This is a genomic window from Actinoplanes utahensis (assembly GCF_016862455.1).
Lineage (GTDB): Bacteria > Actinomycetota > Actinomycetes > Mycobacteriales > Micromonosporaceae > Actinoplanes > Actinoplanes utahensis.
The window spans coordinates 71,673-89,708 of the sequence record NZ_BOMZ01000051.1; the positions used below are offsets into that span (position 1 = coordinate 71,673).

18 protein-coding genes and 1 tRNA gene are annotated in these 18,036 nt (G+C 69.1%); 6 read left to right on the forward strand and 13 right to left on the reverse strand.

Annotation, left to right across the window (positions count from 1 at the left end; genetic code table 11):
• The 5 genes from Aut01nite_RS19605 to Aut01nite_RS19625 form a co-directional block, all read right to left on the reverse strand.
• Nucleotides 1-1,506, reverse strand: a complete 1,506-nt coding sequence (locus Aut01nite_RS19605) for a peptidoglycan D,D-transpeptidase FtsI family protein (RefSeq protein WP_043525767.1) — start codon at nucleotides 1,504-1,506, stop codon at nucleotides 1-3.
• A complete protein-coding gene (locus tag Aut01nite_RS19610) occupies nucleotides 1,503-2,957 on the reverse strand; it encodes an FtsW/RodA/SpoVE family cell cycle protein (RefSeq protein WP_173476685.1) in 1,455 nt (484 codons plus the stop codon). Before Aut01nite_RS19610 ends, Aut01nite_RS19605 begins: the two co-directional genes overlap by 4 nt.
• 76 nt (nucleotides 2,958-3,033) lie before the next feature.
• The gene (locus Aut01nite_RS19615; RefSeq protein ID WP_043525770.1) at nucleotides 3,034-4,413 is read right to left on the reverse strand and encodes a PP2C family protein-serine/threonine phosphatase; all 1,380 of its coding nucleotides are present in this window, start codon (nucleotides 4,411-4,413) and stop codon (nucleotides 3,034-3,036) included.
• Nucleotides 4,410-4,892 carry an FHA domain-containing protein FhaB/FipA gene (locus Aut01nite_RS19620; RefSeq protein WP_043525772.1) on the reverse strand — a complete coding sequence of 161 codons (483 nt, stop codon included), beginning with the start codon at nucleotides 4,890-4,892 and terminating at the stop codon, nucleotides 4,410-4,412. The genes Aut01nite_RS19615 and Aut01nite_RS19620 overlap by 4 nt, the downstream gene beginning before the upstream one ends.
• A gap of 5 nt (nucleotides 4,893-4,897) precedes the next feature.
• Nucleotides 4,898-5,680: an FHA domain-containing protein gene (locus Aut01nite_RS19625; protein ID WP_043525773.1), complete on the reverse strand. Its 783-nt coding sequence runs from the start codon at nucleotides 5,678-5,680 to the stop codon at nucleotides 4,898-4,900.
• 229 nt (nucleotides 5,681-5,909) lie between these two features.
• On the opposite strand from Aut01nite_RS19625, the gene Aut01nite_RS19630 reads away from it, so the two are divergent.
• The 3 genes from Aut01nite_RS19630 to Aut01nite_RS19640 all read left to right on the forward strand — a co-directional run bounded on the left by Aut01nite_RS19630 (nucleotide 5,910) and on the right by Aut01nite_RS19640 (nucleotide 7,974).
• Nucleotides 5,910-5,992, forward strand: a tRNA-Leu gene (locus Aut01nite_RS19630).
• Between the two features lie 387 nt (nucleotides 5,993-6,379).
• A complete protein-coding gene (locus Aut01nite_RS19635; RefSeq protein ID WP_373871519.1) occupies nucleotides 6,380-7,180 on the forward strand; it encodes a WecB/TagA/CpsF family glycosyltransferase in 801 nt (266 codons plus the stop codon).
• A 197-nt stretch (nucleotides 7,181-7,377) separates the two neighbouring features.
• On the forward strand, nucleotides 7,378-7,974 hold the full coding sequence (locus tag Aut01nite_RS19640; protein WP_236642739.1) for a hypothetical protein: 597 nt from the start codon (nucleotides 7,378-7,380) through the stop codon (nucleotides 7,972-7,974).
• Between the two features lie 190 nt (nucleotides 7,975-8,164).
• On the opposite strand, the gene Aut01nite_RS19645 is transcribed toward Aut01nite_RS19640, so the two are convergent.
• The 3 genes from Aut01nite_RS19645 to Aut01nite_RS45135 all read right to left on the reverse strand — a co-directional run bounded on the left by Aut01nite_RS19645 (nucleotide 8,165) and on the right by Aut01nite_RS45135 (nucleotide 9,310).
• Nucleotides 8,165-8,614 (reverse strand): hypothetical protein, encoded by a 450-nt coding sequence (locus Aut01nite_RS19645; protein WP_043525776.1) that lies wholly within the window; start codon nucleotides 8,612-8,614, stop codon nucleotides 8,165-8,167.
• Nucleotides 8,615-8,778: 164 nt separating this feature from the next.
• On the reverse strand, nucleotides 8,779-9,003 hold the full coding sequence (locus tag Aut01nite_RS19650) for a DUF397 domain-containing protein (protein ID WP_052163825.1): 225 nt from the start codon (nucleotides 9,001-9,003) through the stop codon (nucleotides 8,779-8,781).
• Nucleotides 9,004-9,013: 10 nt separating this feature from the next.
• Nucleotides 9,014-9,310: a Scr1 family TA system antitoxin-like transcriptional regulator gene (locus Aut01nite_RS45135; protein ID WP_465252433.1), complete on the reverse strand. Its 297-nt coding sequence runs from the start codon at nucleotides 9,308-9,310 to the stop codon at nucleotides 9,014-9,016.
• A gap of 577 nt (nucleotides 9,311-9,887) precedes the next feature.
• Between Aut01nite_RS45135 and Aut01nite_RS19655 the strand changes: the two genes are divergently transcribed.
• The gene (locus Aut01nite_RS19655; protein ID WP_052163826.1) at nucleotides 9,888-10,217 is read left to right on the forward strand and encodes a hypothetical protein; all 330 of its coding nucleotides are present in this window, start codon (nucleotides 9,888-9,890) and stop codon (nucleotides 10,215-10,217) included.
• 84 nt (nucleotides 10,218-10,301) lie between these two features.
• On the opposite strand, the gene Aut01nite_RS19660 is transcribed toward Aut01nite_RS19655, so the two are convergent.
• A complete protein-coding gene (locus tag Aut01nite_RS19660; RefSeq protein WP_043525778.1) occupies nucleotides 10,302-11,033 on the reverse strand; it encodes a PASTA domain-containing protein in 732 nt (243 codons plus the stop codon).
• 145 nt (nucleotides 11,034-11,178) lie between these two features.
• On the opposite strand from Aut01nite_RS19660, the gene Aut01nite_RS19665 reads away from it, so the two are divergent.
• A complete protein-coding gene (locus tag Aut01nite_RS19665) occupies nucleotides 11,179-12,402 on the forward strand; it encodes a hypothetical protein (RefSeq protein ID WP_043525780.1) in 1,224 nt (407 codons plus the stop codon).
• Nucleotide 12,403: 1 nt separating this feature from the next.
• On the opposite strand, the gene Aut01nite_RS19670 is transcribed toward Aut01nite_RS19665, so the two are convergent.
• Together Aut01nite_RS19670 and Aut01nite_RS19675 are read right to left on the reverse strand one after the other, a co-directional pair.
• Nucleotides 12,404-13,876, reverse strand: a complete 1,473-nt coding sequence (locus tag Aut01nite_RS19670; protein ID WP_043525781.1) for a glutamate-cysteine ligase family protein — start codon at nucleotides 13,874-13,876, stop codon at nucleotides 12,404-12,406.
• A 166-nt stretch (nucleotides 13,877-14,042) separates the two neighbouring features.
• Nucleotides 14,043-14,615 carry a YceI family protein gene (locus Aut01nite_RS19675; protein ID WP_043525783.1) on the reverse strand — a complete coding sequence of 191 codons (573 nt, stop codon included), beginning with the start codon at nucleotides 14,613-14,615 and terminating at the stop codon, nucleotides 14,043-14,045.
• Between the two features lie 104 nt (nucleotides 14,616-14,719).
• Here Aut01nite_RS19675 and Aut01nite_RS19680 point away from each other — a divergent pair, with 104 nt between their 5' ends.
• Nucleotides 14,720-15,205 (forward strand): MarR family winged helix-turn-helix transcriptional regulator, encoded by a 486-nt coding sequence (locus tag Aut01nite_RS19680; RefSeq protein WP_043525784.1) that lies wholly within the window; start codon nucleotides 14,720-14,722, stop codon nucleotides 15,203-15,205.
• 10 nt (nucleotides 15,206-15,215) lie between these two features.
• On the opposite strand, the gene Aut01nite_RS19685 is transcribed toward Aut01nite_RS19680, so the two are convergent.
• Together Aut01nite_RS19685 and Aut01nite_RS19690 are read right to left on the reverse strand one after the other, a co-directional pair.
• Nucleotides 15,216-16,373, reverse strand: coding sequence for an acyl-CoA dehydrogenase family protein (locus tag Aut01nite_RS19685; RefSeq protein ID WP_043525786.1), 1,158 nt, complete (start codon nucleotides 16,371-16,373; stop codon nucleotides 15,216-15,218).
• Nucleotides 16,374-16,385: 12 nt separating this feature from the next.
• Nucleotides 16,386-17,909, reverse strand: coding sequence for an acyl-CoA carboxylase subunit beta (locus Aut01nite_RS19690; protein ID WP_043525787.1), 1,524 nt, complete (start codon nucleotides 17,907-17,909; stop codon nucleotides 16,386-16,388).
• Nucleotides 17,910-18,036: the final 127 nt, after the last annotated feature.

Below are 18,036 nucleotides of genomic sequence, written 5' to 3' on the forward strand. Positions count from 1 at the left end.
TCACTTCCCTCCCTGACCGGCAGCGGCCTTCATGATGAGGCCGGCGATGCGAGCCGCCTCCGCGCTGGCGTGACCGCCGGGCACGTTCTCCAGCATGACGCACACCGCGGAGACCGCCTTGCCGTCCTCGTCGTACGCGAACCCGATGAACCACCCGTGCGGGTCGGCTCCCTCGGCGTTCTGCGCGGTGCCGGTCTTGCCTCCGACGGTGAACCCGTCGATCCGGGCCTTCTTGCCGGTGCCCTTCTGGACGACGCTGACCATCATCTCCCGGAGGCCCTCGGCCACCTGGGCGTCGATCGGCTCGCGCAGCGTCTTGGGCTTGGCCGTGTAGAGGGTCGCACGGTCCGAACTGAGCTGCTGCTGCACCAGGTACGGCTTCATCTGCTTGCCGTTGTTGGCGACCGTGGCGGCGATCAGCGCGCCCTGCAGCGGCGTCATCCGCACGTCACGCTGGCCGAGCGAGGACTGGGCGAGCGCGGACTTGTCGACGCTGCCGTCCGCGTTGGCGATCGGGCCGGTCCGACTGGCGGCCACCGAGAGGCCCTTGTCGCTCTCCAGGTCACCGACCTTGATCGACGCGTCCTCGAACCCGAACTGCTTCGCCATGTCGACCACGGCGTCGCGGCCCAGTTTCACGCCGAGCTTGGAGTAACCGGTGTTGCAGCTCGTGGTCAGCGCCTCCTTGAGGCTGATCTGGTCGCCGGGGCAGACCTCGTCCTCGGAGTTGCGGATCGTCGCGCCGCCCTCGCGGTAGACGCTGCCGGCCGGAATCTGGGTGTCCAGGCTGTATTGGCCGCTCTTCAGTGCGGCCGCCGACACGATGACCTTGAAGACCGAGCCGGGCGGCAGGGTGTTCGCGGTGGCCCGGTTCAGCAGCGGCTGGTTCTTGTCGGCGTTGAGCTTCTTGTACGCCGCCGCAGCCACGTTCGCGTCATTGCTGGCCAGCGGGTTGGGGTCGTAACTCGGCATCGAGACCAACGCTTGGATCGCACCCGTGGTCGGGTCGATCGCGACCGCCGCGCCCTTGGTCACGTCCCGCTCGTTGTTGACCATCTCCTTCCAGGCGACCTCCTGCGCACGCGGGTTCAGCGACAGGACGATGTTGCCGCCGCCCTTGCTCTCACCGGTGAACATGTCGCTGAGCCGGTCCGCGAAGAGCTTGTCGCTGGCGCCGGAGAGGATGTCGTTCTCGGCGGCCTCGATGCCGACGGAGGAGCCCCGGACCATCTTGTAACCGAGGATCGGGGCGTAGATCTCCTTCTTCGGGTAGAGCCGCTGGTACTTCAGCTCGCCGTTGGTCTCTTTGTTCTGGGTCAGGGCGACACCGCCGACGGCTTCGATCGCGCCACGGGGGCGGTCGTACTCGGCGATGGTGACCCGGTTGTTGTAGGCGTGGGTCCGGTACTCGTCGGCCTTGTAGCCCTGGATCCAGTTCACCTTGCCGAAGATGAGAGCGAACAGGACGAGGATGACGACGCCGGCGCGGCGGAGAGGGGCGTTCACGGCTTGATCACCTCCGTCATGGCGCCGTGCAACTGGGTGGGTGCCTTCTTCGGGCCACTGGGCCGGTCCGGCGGGCTGTTCGCGGGTCGGCGGGCCGCGTCGGAGATCCGCAGCAGCATCGCGATGAGCAACCAGTTCGCCATCAGTGACGAACCGCCCGCGGAGAGGAACGGGGTGGTCTGGCCGGTCAGCGGGATCAGACCGGTGATGCCGCCGAGGATGACGAAGACCTGCAGGCCCAGGGTGAAGGCCAGACCGCCGGCGACCAGCTTGCCGAACGAGTCACGGACCGCCAGCGCCGCGTGCAGGCCGCGCTCCACGATCAGCAGGTAGAGCACCAGGATCGCGGACAGCCCGAAGAGGCCGACCTCCTCACCGAGACCGGCGAAGATGAAGTCGGTCCGGACCTCGGGCACCGTGCCCGGCGAACCGGCGCCCGGGCCGGTGCCGAACAGGCCGCCGGTGCCCAGGCCGAGCAGGCCCTGCACGAGCTGGTAGCTGTTGCCGCTCTCCCGGTTGTAGTTCGCGTCCGAGAACGGGTCGAGCCAGAGCTCGGCCCGGTCGTAGAAGTTCGCGAACGGGCCACCGACCGAGGCGCCCAGCAGGTACGCCAGGTAGACGCCGCCGAAGAACAGCAGCAGGCCGATGATCAGCCAGCTGGACCGCTCGGTGGCCACGTAGAGGGTGACGATGAAGAGACCGAAGTACAGCAGGGCGGTGCCGAGGTCCTTCTCGAAGACCAGGACCAGGAGGCTGAACAGCCACACGGTCACCACCGGGCCCAGGTCACGGCCACGCGGGAAGTCCAGGCCGAGGAACCGGTGGCTGGCCAGCGACAGCACCTCGCGCTTGCGAACCAGGTAGTACGCGAAGAAGGAGACCAGCGCGATCTTGGCGAACTCACCCGGCTGGATGGAGACGGAACCGATCCGGATCCACAGCTTCGCGCCGTTGACCTCGGAGATGCTCGCCGGCAGCACCGCGGGGATCATCATCAGCACGATGCCGACGAGACCGAGGGTGTACGCGTACCGCGAGATGATCCGGTGATCGCGCAGCAACAGCAGCAGAACCGCCGCCAGGATCAGCGACAACAGCGTCCAGGCGAGCTGGCGGCCGCTGGTGTCGGCGAAGAACGTCGGGATCGGCTTCTCCTGGGCGATCGCCCGGGCGATGTCCAGACGGCGCAGGAAGGCCACCCCGATGCCGTTGATCAGCGCGACCGACGGCAGCAGCACCGGGTCGGCGAACGGCGCGGTGAACCGGACGACGACATGCAGACCGGCGAACAGGGCGCCGATCAGCGCGGCCGGCACCCAGAAGTTCGGCCGGATCTCGTCGAACTGGTTCGCCTCCACCGTCGCGCCGAACGCGGCGACGAGCAGCATGGCGAACAGCAGCAGGCCGAGTTCGGCGTTACGGCGCGTCTTCCATTGCCGGATACGCGACATCTCGCCCGTGGCTGCGGGCGTGGGAGCCGGTACGGCGGACGCGGTCAAGAAAATCCCCAGACGTTGTAGGCCGTGCTCAGTCGGCGGTCCGGCACCCGACCGGGTCGACGCTCGACTGGGCACTTTCGGCGGTGTCAGCAGCAGCGGGCGCCGAAGGTGAAACGGAGGCGCTCACGGCCGCGGTGGACGTCGGACGTGCCGACGCGGAGGCCGACGGCGCCGTGCCGTCTGCGGCGCAGAGCGGCTTGAGATTCGCGTTCAGCGGGTTGTCGCTGGTCAGGTCGGCCAGCGTGGCCCGGGCGTCGTCCTGGTCGTCGGCGAGGATGCCCTGCTTGACCCGGTCCTGAGCGCCGGTGGTCAGGTCGTCCAGCCGGACCGTGCTGGTCTCGCTGACGGTCGACAGCTCCAGGCCGGCGACCTGCCCGGGCACACCACGGAAGATGGCGAGCTGCCCGGCCTCGGTCGCGCCGACGTAGTACCGCCCCTGGGTGTACTTCCACCCGGCCCACAGGCCACCACCGAGCAGACCGAGCAGGACCAGGATCATCAGGGCGGTCCGCACCGGATGACCGGCCGGCTCCGGCTCACGGTCGTAACCGTTGGCCGGCTCCGGCTGCGCGGCCGGGCGGGGCGGCTTGAGCGCCGCGGCCCGGGCCGCCGAGGTGGAGCTGTCGGCGACCGTGGTGTTGCCCCGATCCAGCGACGCGGCGCCACCCACGATGGGAGCCTGCTCGACGATCCCGTCGACGGCATCCGCGATGATCACGGTGATGTTGTCCGGCCCGCCGCCGCGCAGCGCGAGCTGCACCAGTCGCTCGACGCACGCCTTCGGGTCGGTGATCTCCCGCATGGTCTGCGCGATCGTCTCGGCACTGACCACACCGGAGAGGCCGTCGCTGCAGATCAGGTAACGGTCGCCGGTGAGCACCTGACGAACCGAGTACTCCGGGTCGATGTCGCGGCCGTCGAGCGCCCGGGTCAGCAACGACCGCTGCGGGTGGCTGCTGGCCTCCTCCGGACTGACCCGTCCCTCGTCCACCAGCATCTGGACGTACGTGTCGTCCTTGGTGATCTGCGCGAACTCGCCCTTGCGCAGCAGGTAGGCGCGGGAGTCGCCGATGTGCACCATGCCGAACTTGCTGCCGGAGAAGAGCACCGCCGTCAGCGTGGTGCCCATGCCCTCGAGCTGCGGGTTGGCGTCGACGGTGTCCCGGAGCTGCTGGTTGGCGGTCCCGACGGCATGCCGCAGCGCGTCGACCATGGCGTCCCCTGGGACGTCGTCGTCGAGCGGCGCCATGGCGGCGATAACGATGTTGGACGCGACGTCACCGGCGGCCATGCCGCCCATGCCGTCCGCGACAGCGAGCAGTCGCGGCCCGGCGTAGACGGAGTCCTGGTTGAGGTCTCGGATCAGACCGCGGTCACTCTGGGCGGCATAGCGCAGGGTCAGGGTCATGGCCGTAACTCGAGAGAAGTGCGCCCGATCCGGATCGGAACGCCAAGGGGGACGGGAGTGGGTCCGGAGACCTTACCGCGATCAAGGTAGGTGCCGTTGGTCGAGCCGAGGTCCTCCACGAACCACTGCCCTTCCCTCGGCACCAGCCGGGCATGCCTGGCGGACGCGAAGTCGTCGGTGATGACGAGCGTCGAATCCTCGGCACGGCCGATCGTGATCGGAGCCTCACCGAGCGTGATTCGCGTACCGGCCAACTGACCGGCAGTCACGACCAGTTGCCGCGCCGCCTTACCGCGTTTCGCCTTCGCCGGCCGGCCCTGCAGCACCGCGCCACCCACCCCCCGCGGGCTGGCGACGATGCTCTTGGACCGGCCACCGGCGAAGAGATCCCGCCGGATCACCCCGACCACCGTGAACACGAAGATCCACAGAAGGATCAGGAATCCGAACCGGGCGACGGTGAGGACGAATTCGGGCAAGGCCGCTAGCCGTCCACTCGGAAGGTCAACGTGGTGGTGCCCAACTGGATCATGTCGCCCGGGTTGAGCGCGACAGCCGACACCCGCTGGCCGTTGACCATGGTCCCGTTCGTCGAGCCCAGATCGGTCAGCACGACCTGATTGCCGTCGTAATCCAGCCGGGCGTGGCGCCGCGAGATGCCGACGTCGGGCAGGCGCAGGTTCGCCTGGTCACCGCGGCCGATCACGGTCGAACCCATCTGCAGCGGGTAGGTCCGGCCATCGCCGGACACCAGCCCGACACTGCGCGGGCCGCCGTGATGCGGCTGACCGTAACCACCCTGCTGGTCATAGGGCGAATACTGCGGACCGGCGTCATAGGCCGGCTGCTGCACCGGGGCGACCTCGCCACCGGTGTAGACCTCGGCCGTCACCCGGAACATACCGGTGTCCAGGCCGTCGCCGCGCTCGATCTCGACGATCACGTCGCCGTAGACCGTCCAGGCCTGCTCACCGATGAACTCGGCCTGGGACTGCGCCAACTCCTGCGCCAGCGCGGCGGCATACGGCGCCAGCCGGCTGTGGTCGTAAGGCGAAAGATCAATCACATAGCGGTTGGGTACGAGGGTGCGGCCACCGGCGAGGATGGCCTTGTGTGCCTCGGCCTCCCGCTGCATGGCATTCAGGATCTCCACAGGGTGCACGACACCCTTGAACACCTTCGCGAAGGCCCCCTCGACCAGGCCTTCCAATCGCTTCTCAAAGCGCTGCAGCACGCTCACCGGCTCCTCCTCGGGTTCCGAGGACATGATGGTATCCGGCGACCGCTTGCGCATCTGTAGCCCAAGAGTTGCCGGCACTTCTGACCCTCGTATGGCGCCCCTCGACGCCGTGCTAGTGTTTCCTCCGTCGCGGGGCGATACAAACTCGCTTAGTGACGTGCGACAGCGTAGTCTGTCGCAGCCAGTAACAAGAAGCAGGCTCGACCCGCTGCTTCAGCCGGAAAGATCAGATGTATGATCTTCCCGGAAGTCACATGGGGATGTGGCGGAATGGCAGACGCGCACGGTTCAGGTCCGTGTGTCCGAAAGGACGTGGGGGTTCAACTCCCCCCATCCCCACGATTCGCTGAGGCGCTCTCTGTCCGCAAGAACCGCGGACTGGAGAGCGCCTCGTCTTTTCTGGCCCGGGGCCGAGCCCCGAACCCCGCGTTACGGTGGTTGCGGTTCAACGCGGTGGCTGCGGTTCCCTCACGGCGGTAGCGGTTGCTGTGGTGGTTGCGGTCCGCGCGGTGGGTGCGGGTTGCGGGGATCGCTGTGAAAGGCTCCGGGGCTGCTCAAGATCAACACCTTTGGGTGGTACGGGTGTCGCGCCGGAGTGGTGGCGCGGGGACTTCGGCGGGGCTTGGGGTGTTCTCTTTCAGGTGAAGGCGTGACGGGCGTTATGCTCGCCGCCTTATTCGGATCTCAGGGTGGGGTGCGGTCGTGACGGCGACTGGGTCGGGTGTTCTGCAAGGCAAGCGCAATGTCCTGGGTGTGCTTGTGGACGCGACGGACTATGCGACGGCGACCGCGCGGATCATCGAGGCGGCCAAGGAGCACCGTGGGTTCGCGGTGACCGCCCTGGCGGTTCACGGGGTGATGACCGGGGTCGAGGACGCGGCGCACAACGCGCGGCTCAACTCGTTCGATCTGGTGACTCCGGACGGGCAGCCGGTGCGGTGGGCGCTGAACCTGTTGCACAAGGCCGGGCTGACCGACCGGGTCTACGGGCCCACGCTCACGCTCAAGGTGGTCGAGCAGGCCGCCGCCGAGGGGCTGCCGATCTATCTGTACGGGTCGACGGAGCCGACGCTGGAGCGGCTGGTGCCGGCGCTGATGGGGATGTTCCCGGCGCTGAAGATCGCGGGCGTGGAGGCGTCGAAGTTCCGGAAGTCGGAGCCGGGCGAGCCGGAGGCGATCGCGGAGCGGATTCAGGCGTCGGGGGCGCGGATCGTGCTGGTCGGGCTGGGCTGTCCGCGGCAGGAGATCTTCACCTACGCGATGCGGCCACTGCTGAACATGCCGCTGCTGGCCGTCGGCGCCGCGTTCGACTATCACGCCGGCCTGCTGAAGAACCCGCCCGCGTGGATGCAGAAGTACGCGCTGGAGTGGCTGTGGCGTCTCGGCCTCGAGCCGAAGCGGCTGTGGAAGCGTTACATCCTGCTGAACCCGGCCTACCTGAGCCGGCTCTTCGCGCAGAAGACGGGGCTGTGGAAGGCGAACGCTCCGGCGCCGGCCACGGAGCCGGTGCGGGAGTTCGCAGTCTGAAAGATCTTTTTTACGACAGTGCGACGCGGATCACATCCGCGTCGCATCTTTTTGTCCATATAGTCCCACCCGTCCCGGCCAGTGAGCGACAGTTCACACACCCTGCGTAACGATAAACCCCTACGGGGTACGCGTCGGGGCATATCCCGGTTTCCCTCCTTGCGCAAACGGTGAACGCTGTCGATGTGGACACCACGATGGACGTCATTCTGATCGGCACTCTCGCTGCCGCCTGGCTCGCCGCCGGGCTGCTGGCGGACCGCATGCACAATGCCGGCACCGCGCGTCAGCTCCGGCGCCGGGCGCTCCTCGTCTCCGCGCTGCTCGGCGCGGGCGTGGCGGTGTTCGTCGCGGTGCCCCTGGTCGCCGCGCTGCTGCCGGGCGTCTCGGCGGCACCGACGGCCGCGCTGCTGCCGGCCGTGCCCGCTCTCATCGTGGTGACCGTGACCGTGCGCCGCCTCGGCTGGGTCCGGCGCGGCGCGGGGGCGTTCGCCACCGCACCGCGCACCCCGATCCCGCCGGGCCTGCGGGCCGCTGCGGCACACCCGCTGCTGGCCGCGCCGTTGCAGGTGACCGGGTTGGCCGCGCTCGTCGCGCTGCCGATCGCCGGCCGCCTGGTGGCCCTGCCGGGCGGGGAGGCCACCGGCGTGGCCGGTTTCGCCGTCATCGGGATCGCGCTGGCCATCGCCGGGATCGCGGTCCGGGCGGGGGTGCGGCACAGCCGCCTGGCCCCGCTGGTGTCGGCACCGCTCGGCCGCCGTGCCCCGGAGAAGATCCCGGCCGGCGCCCGCTGACCCCTACGGTGCGGTCCCGCCTTCCACGGCACCGACCAGGCCGGCGCCGCCACGTCGGCGATCATCGCGGCCGCGGTTGTGCCAGGCCGCGATCGAGATGATGGAGGCCCTTCCCGCGGATGCCGTCAGGCGTCGCGTGGGCCACGCCGCAGCCTTTCGGCGTCCACCGCTCAGGGCCTACCGATACCTCTTACTGCTTCTTGGCTTCCTGCACGTAGAGAAGCTCCAGGATGGAACGTGCCGCCTCGAACCAGCGGTCCAGCCACTCCGAGGGCGGCAGGGTGCCACGAGCCGGCAGTTCCAGCAGCAGGCCGCGCAGCAGCGGGTGATCCGCCATCGACTGGCTCGCCGCCGATCCGGTGTCCGACCAGGCGGCCGTGCCGAAGACGGGATCGCTCAGATCCAGGGAGGGCAGCTTCGCGGCCCGGTCCAGTGGGCTGGTCGGCTCGATGCTGCTGTGCGACCGGCCGGGCGACCGGGTCGGCAGACCGGACGCGCTGCGCGACACCAGTTCGCCGTCACTGCCGCTGTCGGCGGCCAGTGCCTCACGCCGTCCCTGCCGGTACGCGCTCACGCCCCCGCTGAACCGGTCCTGCGCTGTCGACGCACCGTTGCTGAGGTTCTCGGAACCAATCGTCATCTGTCTGCCTTGCCTCGTTCGGTGATGTGTCCCGGCCCACAGCGCGGTCCGGTCCGCGCTTGGACTCTTCAACGAGGCTCGCCGCGCACAGCGACGGCGAAATCGGGCAAATAGCGACACTCTGTCGGTGCGATCCGGTCCCCGGGCCGACCGCGCCGACGTCCTCAGAGGTCGAACTCACCGTCCTTGGCGCCATCCACGAACGCGTCCCACTCGGCCGCCGTGAAGATCAGTGCCGCGCCCGCCGGGTTCTTCGAGTCCCGTACCGCGATCGCCTCGCCGACGAACGCCACCTCGACACAGTCGTCACGGCCCGGACCGCTCCGGCTGCTCTTGAACCACCGGGCCCGGCTCAGATCGACCCGGAGGCCCTTCGCCTCGATCTCCACAACGGCTCCTCTACGCGGCAGCGGCCCAGACGGTCGCGACGACCACACGGCACTCATCGATTGGATCGTTCTGAATCAACAACGACCGGCGTCGCCCGCGGACTCGGACCCGATGCCCGATTCCTGGACCGGCGTCATCCCATCGGGCGGATCCAATGAGTGAATCCGCGCGCGCCCCGGTTCGCCAGAGGTCCGGAATGACCCGCCGCCCGTACGCCTGAATTGATCTAGCACTGCACGGGAAGCCGACGTAAGCGCTGCTCAGGCGGCCAGGGCGACAGACCGTCGAGCAATTTAGTGCGGCTATTCCGGTACGTCCGTATTTGCGGGATAATTGGCTGACATGCGGCTTAGGTCAGCGCCGGGGACTCGGTTTTGCCCGATTTCGGCACGGGTTATCTTCGACGGCGAACGGCCGGGCCGCGCCGCCACACATCGGAGGTCACGCCGGCCGCCGCACCGAGTCCGCGCAGCTCCACAGCAAGGCGGCGCCGACGGGGAGCGGGAGCGCCGCGGCGATCCCACCGCCGGTTCTCGCGACCCGCTCATGATCGTCCCGACACAGTGGATGATCACGGAGAATCACGGAAGCGTGACATGCAACTTGCATCGACGAGACTGGTGGTGCAATCTTTCCGTATGGCCACCGTCACTTAATGTTCTTGAGTGACACGGTCAGAGTTGATGAAATCGCAACAAAACGACGTCCATCACGGGGCGCCGAGCCCTGGCGGTCCTTTCTGGACTTCCGCCCCGACACGGGTGGGGCTGTTCGGCGGCAGTGACGTTAAGCAACCTCCTTCGACGGTGAATCCTCCGAAGGCTTGCAAGAGTGCATTCAGGCGGCAAACTGGGGCACTCGGTCACCAAAGTCCACATCCCACATGAGTCTCAGGGCAGGAGATGACGTGGTTCTACCTCGGTCCGGTGATGTCGTCCACGTGACGAGAGCGGCGAGCGTCCAATTCGCATCACCGATGCTGTTCCGGGTCATCCGGGTTCATGACTGGCCGACCTACGAGGGCTGGGTCTGGCTGGACGGCTACGAGCTGAACGCCGCCGGTGACGCAGTCGAACGCCGTTCCATCTTCGTGCAGGTCAACGGCCTGCGTGCGGTCGGTAAAGGACCCGATCCACGCGCCCGCAACGCGCGCCAGCCGGCCACTCGTCCGGGCACTCTTCCCGCCCGGACGGTCCGCGCCACCAACCGCTGACGTGTGCAGCCCAGGTGTGTGCAGTTCCGGCGTCAGGGACTGCTGAACCACACACGCCGGTTCGGGGCGCGGCCCCCGCGGTCACTAGCTGGGGGCGCCGGCTGACGGCACGGTGGCCGACGGGGCCGGTTCACCGGCCCGCGCGGCAGCCACGACGAGGGTCACCAGAGTGTCGGACGGCACCTGCTGGCCCTCCGCCGGATCACAGTTGATGACAGTGCCCGGCTCAGCGTCGCTCTCCCGGCGGATCACCCGCCAGCCCAGACCGGTACGGGTGAGTGCCGCCTGCGCGTCAGCGACCGGCATCCCCCGCAGCGCCGGCACGGTGATCTCGGAGTCCACCGGATCGGTCGTCGGCGCCACGCTCACCGTCTCAGTGGTGGTGGTGGGCGCGGTGGTGACCGCGGCGCCGGGCGGACTGGTGGTGATCCGGACCGCGGTCGGCGTGGTGGTGGGCGGGTCGGTGTCACCGCCGGTGTTCTGCAGGATCACCGTGATCCCGAAGACGAGCAGGCCGGCGAGCGTCACCGCGACGGTGCCGACGGCGATCGGCGCCCACCAACGGCCGGACGGCTCGGCCGCGTCCGGGTCGGCCCAGTCGCTCTCACCCTCGAACGGATCGCGGGGCACGGCGCCGTACGGCCGGACCCCGGCTCTGCCGGTCCAGACGTCGTCCGGCCGCGCGGAGTCCGGCGGCGTGTAGTCCGGCCGCGCGGAGTCCAACTGCGTGGAGTCCGGCCGCGTGGAGTCCGGATCGCCCGGCCGGGTGGAACCGTCCACAGGCTCCGGCTGGTCCGGATCGCGATCCTCGGGCATCACCGGTTCCTTCCGCTGGCGTACATCCGCACTCGTCGCAGCGTCAAAGTACCGAATCTTGCAGGCGGAGTGGCGTTTTCACCAGCGGAAAGCAGCCCACGTGACCATTTCCCAGACATCGGCGGCGAGCAGTACAGTGCGCGGCATGGCCGACAAGGGCTTGACATCGCAGGCCGCCACGGCCGCCGGGATCGCCGCCGGCACCGGGGCCGCACAACTGGGCCTGGGCTACGGACTGGGCGTGATCGCCTGGCCGGTGACCGCCACCGAGGCGGAGAGCGCCTGGCTGGGCAGTCTCGGCTGGGCCACCTGGATCACGGCGAGCGCCACCGTGCTGGGCGCGGTCATCGCCGGGCGGCTGAGAGCTGAACGACCCGGCCGCTGGCGTGCGCTCTGGCGATTCGTGCTGTCGCTGGCCTCGGCGCTGGGCGGCCTGGTGCCGGTCATGCTTATCGCGCTGCCGGCCCGTTCGGCGGTGCGCGCCGACATGCTCTCCCCGCAACTCGTCGCCGCCTCCTACGCGCTGGCCGGCCTGGTCGCGGGCCTGGTGATCGCTTTCTGGGCGGTCTCCTCCGGGCCGGTGGCGGCCAATCTGATCGGCACCGCCCTCTGGCTGTGGGCCCTGGCCCTCGCCGGTGTGGCGGCCGAGCTGGCCAGCGGGCGTGACTTCGCCACCTATCTGACGAGCTGGCAGTTCGCCGAGTCGGTGTCCCCGGTGCGATACGGCGGGATCTACTGGCCGAGTGCTCTGCTGACCCTGTTCGCGGCCTTCCTGATCGGCTTGGTCGCGGCCGCTCCGGCGGCCCTGCGAGGCGAGCTGGGACTGGGCACGGCGATCTCCGGCGCGGTCGGCCCGCTGCTTGTCGCGTTCTCGTTCCTCACGCTGGCGCCGCAGCTCACCGCGGCGACGGGTCCGCTGCAGTCGGCGTACCTGATCGCGCCGTACGCGGTCCTGGCCGGCATCGGCGGGTCCGCGCTGACCGTGGGTCTCGCCAAGGGCCGGCAGCACCGTCTCGACCGGCAGGTGGGATCGCCGGCCGCCCTGTCCGGCGCTCCTGTCGAGGCGGAACCCGCGAAGGCGACCGGGCGCGCCGCCGCCCCGGTCCAGCGGGCCACCGCTCCCCAGCCGGCGCCCGCGGAGAAGCCTCGGGAAATACCGCTGGAGACACCGCCGGCGAAGCCGCCCGCGCCGAAAGCGCCGGTCGGCGATCCGGAGATCGCCGCCGCCAGCAGGCCGGCGCCCGGCCGGGCGCCGGCGAAACGGAGGAACGGCACCGGTGACGCCGCACCGCCCCGCTCGACCATCACGCCACCGCCGGCGAAGCCGACGATCGCCCGGATCAACCCGCCCGAGGATCCGAAGAAGTGACTCACATCGGCCAGGTGTGGACCGGCTCGTTGGAGCGCTGGAACTCCAGATAGCGCTGCGTCATCTCGCGCAGCGCCTCCGGCCGGGCGCGCCCGCGTTCCTCCGCGGCACGGACCGTCGCCGCCTGCCAGGTCGCCCCGTTGCGGCCGGCCCGGCAGCGGTCCTCGGCGATGCCCAGCAGCCGGTCCCGCTGGGCCGGATGCACGCCGAGCCGGTCCAGACCGGAATGCGCCCATGGCAGCAGCACGTCTAGCACCAGGTCGGTCGCCCGTACCTCGCCTGTTCCCGGCCAGGTCAGCACGGCCTCGATGCCGTCCCGGGCACCGGCCCGGAAGTTGGCCTCCGCCTCGGCGAACGTCAGACGGCGCCAGATCGGCGGGTCGTGCTCGGCCAGCTCACGCACGAGTCCGAAGTAGAAGGCGGCGTTGGCGAGCAGGTCGCTCACGGTCGGGCCGGACGGCAGGACACGGTTCTCCACCCGTAGGTGCGGGTGCCCGGCGGCCACGTCGTACACCGGCCGGTTCCAGCGGTAGACCGTGCCGTTGTGCAGGCGTAGCTCGTACAGCTGGGGAATGTGACCTGCCGTGCGCACCGCAACCGGATCCTCGTCGCTCACCTCGGGCAACAGCGGCGGGAAGTAGCGAAGGTTCTCCTCGTAAAGGTCGAGGACCGAGGAGATCCAGCTTTCGCCGAACCAGACCCGCGGACGTACGCCCTGCGCGCTGAACTCGTCCGGCCGGGCGTCGGTGGCCTGTTCGAAGAACGGGATCCGGGTCTCAGCCCAGAGCCGGCGGCCGTAGAGGAAGGGCGCGTTGGCGCCGAGCGCGAGTTGCACGCCGGCGACGGCCTGGGAGGCGTTCCAGTAGCGCGCGAAGTCGTCCGGCGCGACCTGGAGGTGCAGTTGCGCGCTGGTGCAGGCGCCTTCCGGCGCGATGGTGTCGCTGCTGGTGGTGAGCCGTTCGGCGCCGCGGATGTCGATCCGGAAGTCGTCGCCGCGGGCACCGGCGATCTCGGCGTCCAGCGCGCGGAACCGCTCGTTGTCGGTGAGGTTGGCCAGCACCAGGTGCTCGGGGGTGAGAGTGGGCAAAATCCCGATCGTCAGGAGACGGCTCTCGGCCTTGCGGGCGCAATCGGAGGCGGCGCGCAGGGCGTCCAGGATGTCCTGTTCGAAGTCGCCCAGCCCGTCCCCCAGCAGCCGCCGGGGCGGCACGTTGAGCTCGAGGTTGAACCGGGCCAGCTCGGGCTGGAATCGCGGGTCGCCGAGGTCGGCCAGGATCTCGGTGTTGCGCATGGCCGGGCCGGCGTCCGGGTCGACCAGGTTGATCTCGATCTCCAGGCCCGCGCTCGGCCCGCCGTCCTCGAACCGCTCGTCCTGCAGCATGCCGGCCAGGACATCCAGGCAGCCGCGCACCTTCCGCCGGAAACGCACCCGATCCTGCGGCGAGAACGCCGCGGTGGCCAGATCTTTGCCCATGTGCCCTCCCGGGGATGACTGAGGACGAAACGGACGGTCGATCACCGCTCTGTGAACGAAAGCTTGCGCTCGGTTCACCCTGCCATTCCCGGCGGAGGACCGCCAGACATCCGAAGAAGGCGCCGCCCGGGGTTGCGGGCGGCGCCTTCGGTGCGAGAGTGGACGGTCAGCCCTGCTGCAGGATGGCCTCGCCCTCGATCTCGATCTTCACCTTCTTGCCGATCATGACGCCGCCGGCCTCCAGGGCCATGTTGTAGGTCAGGCCCCAGTCCTCCCGGTCGATCTCGGTGTGCGCGCTGAAGCCGAAGAGGTGCTGCCCGTACGGGCTGGTGGTGGCGCCCTCGAACTCGACGACCAGCTCGACGGGCCGGGTCACGCCCTTGATGGTGAGCTCGCCGTCCAGGACGAACTCGGCGCCGGCATGCGACTTCACACCGGTGCTGCGGTACTCCATCGTCGGATACTTCTCGGCCTCGAAGAAGTCGCCGGTGCGCAGGTGGTTGTCCCGGTCGACCTGGCCGGTCTCGACGCTGGCGGTCTTGATCGACGCGGTCACCGAGGAGTCGAGCGGATTCTCCCCGACCACGATGGTGGCGCTTGCCTCGGCGAACTGGCCGCGCACCTTGCTGACCATGAGGTGTTTGACGACGAAGCCGACCCGCTTGTGCGCCGCGTCCAGCTCGTAGGTGCCGGCGGCGGGGATCTGGAGGCCTTCGAACGCACGAGTGCTGACGGTCATGACACTGCCTTCTCTCAAGAACGCTGCGGGTGGATGCTTGTCTGACACAGCAACTATATGCTGAGCAATATTCCTCCTGTCAAGCGCCTGCTAATGTTGACCTCGTGAACAAGGACCTGGACGACCCCCGCCTCACCGCAGTCGGCCTGCTCGCGGAGGCCTACACCGGCTTGATGAGCCGGCTCGCCGCACAATATGAGGAGCACCGTCTCTCCCAGGTGGAGTTCGAGGTGCTGATGCGCCTGGCCCGGTCCCCCGGCAACCAGCTCCGGATGACCGATCTGGCCGGCCAGACCACCCTCTCCACCAGTGGCGTCACCCGAGTCGTCGACCGGATGGAGCGCACCGGCCTGGTCCGGCGGGAGGCGTGCCCCAGCGACCGGCGCAGCTCCTACGCGGTGATCACCGAGGACGGCATGCAGCGTCTCGCCGAGGTCCTGCCGGGGCACCTGGAGCTGCTTCAGAAGTGGTATGTCGGGGTGCTGCCGGAGGATCGGTTCGCCGGCATGCTCGACTCGCTGCGAGCGATCCGCGACGCGGTCAACCCGAACGCGGCGGCGGGCAGCGCGGAGACCGCGCCGCCCGCCTGAAAGAGACTTTCTAGAGACCGAGTCCGCGAGCGATCAGCATGCGCTGGACCTCGGAGGTGCCCTCACCGACCTCGAGGATCTTCGCGTCGCGGTAGAAACGGCCCACCGCGGACTCGTTCATGAAGCCGTAGCCGCCGTGCACCTGGGTGGCGTACCGGCTGTTCTCCATCGCTGCGTTGCTGGCGTTCAGCTTGGCGATCGCGGCGTACCGCTTGAAGTCCTCGCCGGCCAGCATCCGGGCGGCCGCGTCGTAGTAGCCGAGCCGGGCCACGTGGGCGCGCATGTCCATGTCGGCGATCAGGAACTGCACGGCCTGGTGGCCGCCGATCGACTTGCCGAAGGCGGTGCGGTTCGTGGCGTACGTCACTGACTCGTCCACGCAGCCCTGGGCCAGCCCCACCGAGAGCGCGGCGATGGCGATCCGGCCCTCGTCCAGGATCCGCAGGAACTGGGCCAGGCCGCGGCCCCGCTCGCCGAGCAGGTTCGCGGCGGGAACCCGCACGTCGTCGAAGGACAGCTCGTGGGTGTCCGACGCGCACCAGCCGACCTTGGAGTACCCGGGCGCCACAGTGAACCCCGGCGTGCCGGACGGCACGATGATCGTCGACAGCTCCTTGGAGCCGTCCGGGTTCGTGCCGGTCGCCGCCATCACCGTGACCAGGCAGGTGATGTCGGTGCCGGAGTTGGTGATGAAGGCCTTCGTCCCGTTGATCACCCACTCGCCGGTGCTCTCGTCGAGGACGGCACGGGTGGTGGTGCCGGCCGCGTCCGAGCCGGCGCCGGGCTCGGTCAGGCCGAAGGCGGCAAGCGCCTCCCCGCTGATCAGCCGGGGCAGCCAGCGTTCCTTCTGCTCGGTGGTGCCGTACCGGAAGATCGGCATGGCGCCGAGCGAGACCGCGGCCTCCAGGGTGACGGCGACCGAGCTGTCCACTCTGGCCAGCTCCTCCAGGGCGAGACAGAGCGCGAAGTAGTCGCCGCCCATCCCGCCGAACTCCTCCGGGAACGGCAGGCCGAAAAGGCCCATCTTGCCCATCTGACGGACGATCTCGTACGGGAAGGTCTTGCCCTCGTAGTGCTCGGCGATGACCGGCGCGACCTGCTCCTGTGCGAACTGCCGGACGCTGGCGCGCAACTCCGCGTACTCGTCGCCGAGCCGGAAGTCGACCATGACTACCTCTCTCTAAACCGGAGTGACGCCGTGCCGGCGCCGTGAGAAGGAGCGGTCCTTGCCACGGGCGACGGCGAAGCGCCGCACCAGTTCGGCCCGCAGATCGCCCGGCTCGACCACCGTGTCCACCACGAGTTCGCTGGCCAGGCGCATGATGTCGATGTCGCGCTCGTACTCGGCGCGGGCTTGCGCGACGAACGCGGCCCGCTCCTCCGGGTCCTCGATCGCCGCGATCTTGTTGGCGTAGACGGCGTTCACCGCGGCCTCTGCGCCCATCACCGCGATCTTGGCGGTGGGCAGGGCGATCGTCGCGTCCGGCTCGAAACCGGGACCGGCCATCGCGTAGAGACCGGCGCCGTACGCCTTCCGCACCACCACGCAGATCTTCGGCACCGTGGCCTCGGAGATCGCGGTGATCATCTTGGCGCCGTGCCGGATGATGCCCTGCTTCTCCACCGCGGTGCCGACCATGAAACCGGGCACATCGGTGAGGAACAGCAGCGGTACGTTGAACGCGTCACAGAGCTGCACGAACCGGCTCGCCTTGTCGGCCGAGTCGACGAAGAGCACACCGCCCTTGAACATCGAGTTGTTGCCGACGATGCCGACGACCTCGCCGTTCAGCCGCGCGAATCCGACGGTCAGCTCACGGGCCCACAGCGCCCAGATCTCGAAGTACGAACCCTCGTCGACCAGGCCCTTGACGTACCGCCGCATGTCGAAGGCCTGACGCTCGCTGACCGGAACCAGCGCGGCGAGATCGATGTTCGCCGGACCGGTGGCGGCAGCCGCCGGTGGCGTCCCGGTCCAGTCCGAGGGCAGATAGGAGAGGTAGTCACGGACCACCTCGAGCGCCTCGTGCTCGGACTTGCAGAGGAAGTGGCCGACACCGGACTCGGTGCAGTGCACCCGGGCGCCGCCCATCGCCTCGAGCGTGGTCTTCTCCCCGGTGACCATCTCGACCATCCGGTCGGAGCCCAGGTACATGCTCGCGTTGCCCTCGACCATGACGACCACGTCGCAGAAGGCCGGAATGTACGCCCCACCGGCGGCGGACGGACCGAACAGCGCACAGACCTGCGGGATCGACCCGGATGCCTTGACCTGGGTGTGGAAGATCTTGCCGGCGCCGCGCCGGCCCGGGAAGAGATCGACCTGATCGGTGATCCGGGCACCGGCCGAGTCGACCAGGTAGACCATCGGCACACCCTGCTGATAGGCGCGCTCGATGATGCGGATGATCTTCTCGACGGTCCGGGCGCCCCACGAGCCGGCCTTCACCGTGGAGTCGTTGGCCATCACGCAGACGTTTCGGCCGTCGATCCGGGCCACTCCGGTGATCACGCCGTCGGCGGGCAGGCCGTCGGCGAGACTGTTGGCGTAGAGACCGTCCTCGACGAACGAACCCTCGTCCACCAGCAGCGTGATCCGCTCGCGGGCGAAGAGCTTGCCCTTGGCCGCGTTGGCGGCGTGATAACGCTCCGCCCCGCCGGCCAGCACACGCTTGCGGACCCCGGCCAGCGCTTCGCCGTCCATGGCTCCCCATCCTTAACGGTCGTTAGACTTAACGCTCGTTAGGCTAGCTCAGGTGAGGCACGGCGGCAACGGCGAACGGGAGCCCCCGCCGGCTGCGGGGACTCCCGTTCGTTTTCACTGCTACCGG

Excerpts from the sequence above, each read along its gene's own strand:
- Aut01nite_RS19675 (WP_043525783.1), bottom strand. The coding sequence starts at position 14,615 with ATGACCGTCAGCACTCGTGCGTTCGAAGGCCTCCAGATCCCCGCCGCC.
- Aut01nite_RS19665 (WP_043525780.1), top strand. The coding sequence starts at position 11,179 with ATGGCCGACAAGGGCTTGACATCGCAGGCCGCCACGGCCGCCGGGATC.
- Aut01nite_RS19625 (WP_043525773.1), bottom strand. The coding sequence starts at position 5,680 with ATGTCCTCGGAACCCGAGGAGGAGCCGGTGAGCGTGCTGCAGCGCTTT.
- Aut01nite_RS19670 (WP_043525781.1), bottom strand. The coding sequence starts at position 13,876 with ATGGGCAAAGATCTGGCCACCGCGGCGTTCTCGCCGCAGGATCGGGTG.
- Aut01nite_RS19685 (WP_043525786.1), bottom strand. The coding sequence starts at position 16,373 with ATGGTCGACTTCCGGCTCGGCGACGAGTACGCGGAGTTGCGCGCCAGC.
- Aut01nite_RS19645 (WP_043525776.1), bottom strand. The coding sequence starts at position 8,614 with ATGACGATTGGTTCCGAGAACCTCAGCAACGGTGCGTCGACAGCGCAG.
- Aut01nite_RS19660 (WP_043525778.1), bottom strand. The coding sequence starts at position 11,033 with ATGCCCGAGGATCGCGATCCGGACCAGCCGGAGCCTGTGGACGGTTCC.
- Aut01nite_RS19610 (WP_173476685.1), bottom strand. The coding sequence starts at position 2,957 with ATGTCGCGTATCCGGCAATGGAAGACGCGCCGTAACGCCGAACTCGGC.
- Aut01nite_RS19655 (WP_052163826.1), top strand. The coding sequence starts at position 9,888 with ATGAGTCTCAGGGCAGGAGATGACGTGGTTCTACCTCGGTCCGGTGAT.
- Aut01nite_RS19640 (WP_236642739.1), top strand. The coding sequence starts at position 7,378 with ATGGACGTCATTCTGATCGGCACTCTCGCTGCCGCCTGGCTCGCCGCC.
- Aut01nite_RS19690 (WP_043525787.1), bottom strand. The coding sequence starts at position 17,909 with ATGGACGGCGAAGCGCTGGCCGGGGTCCGCAAGCGTGTGCTGGCCGGC.
- Aut01nite_RS19615 (WP_043525770.1), bottom strand. The coding sequence starts at position 4,413 with ATGACCCTGACCCTGCGCTATGCCGCCCAGAGTGACCGCGGTCTGATC.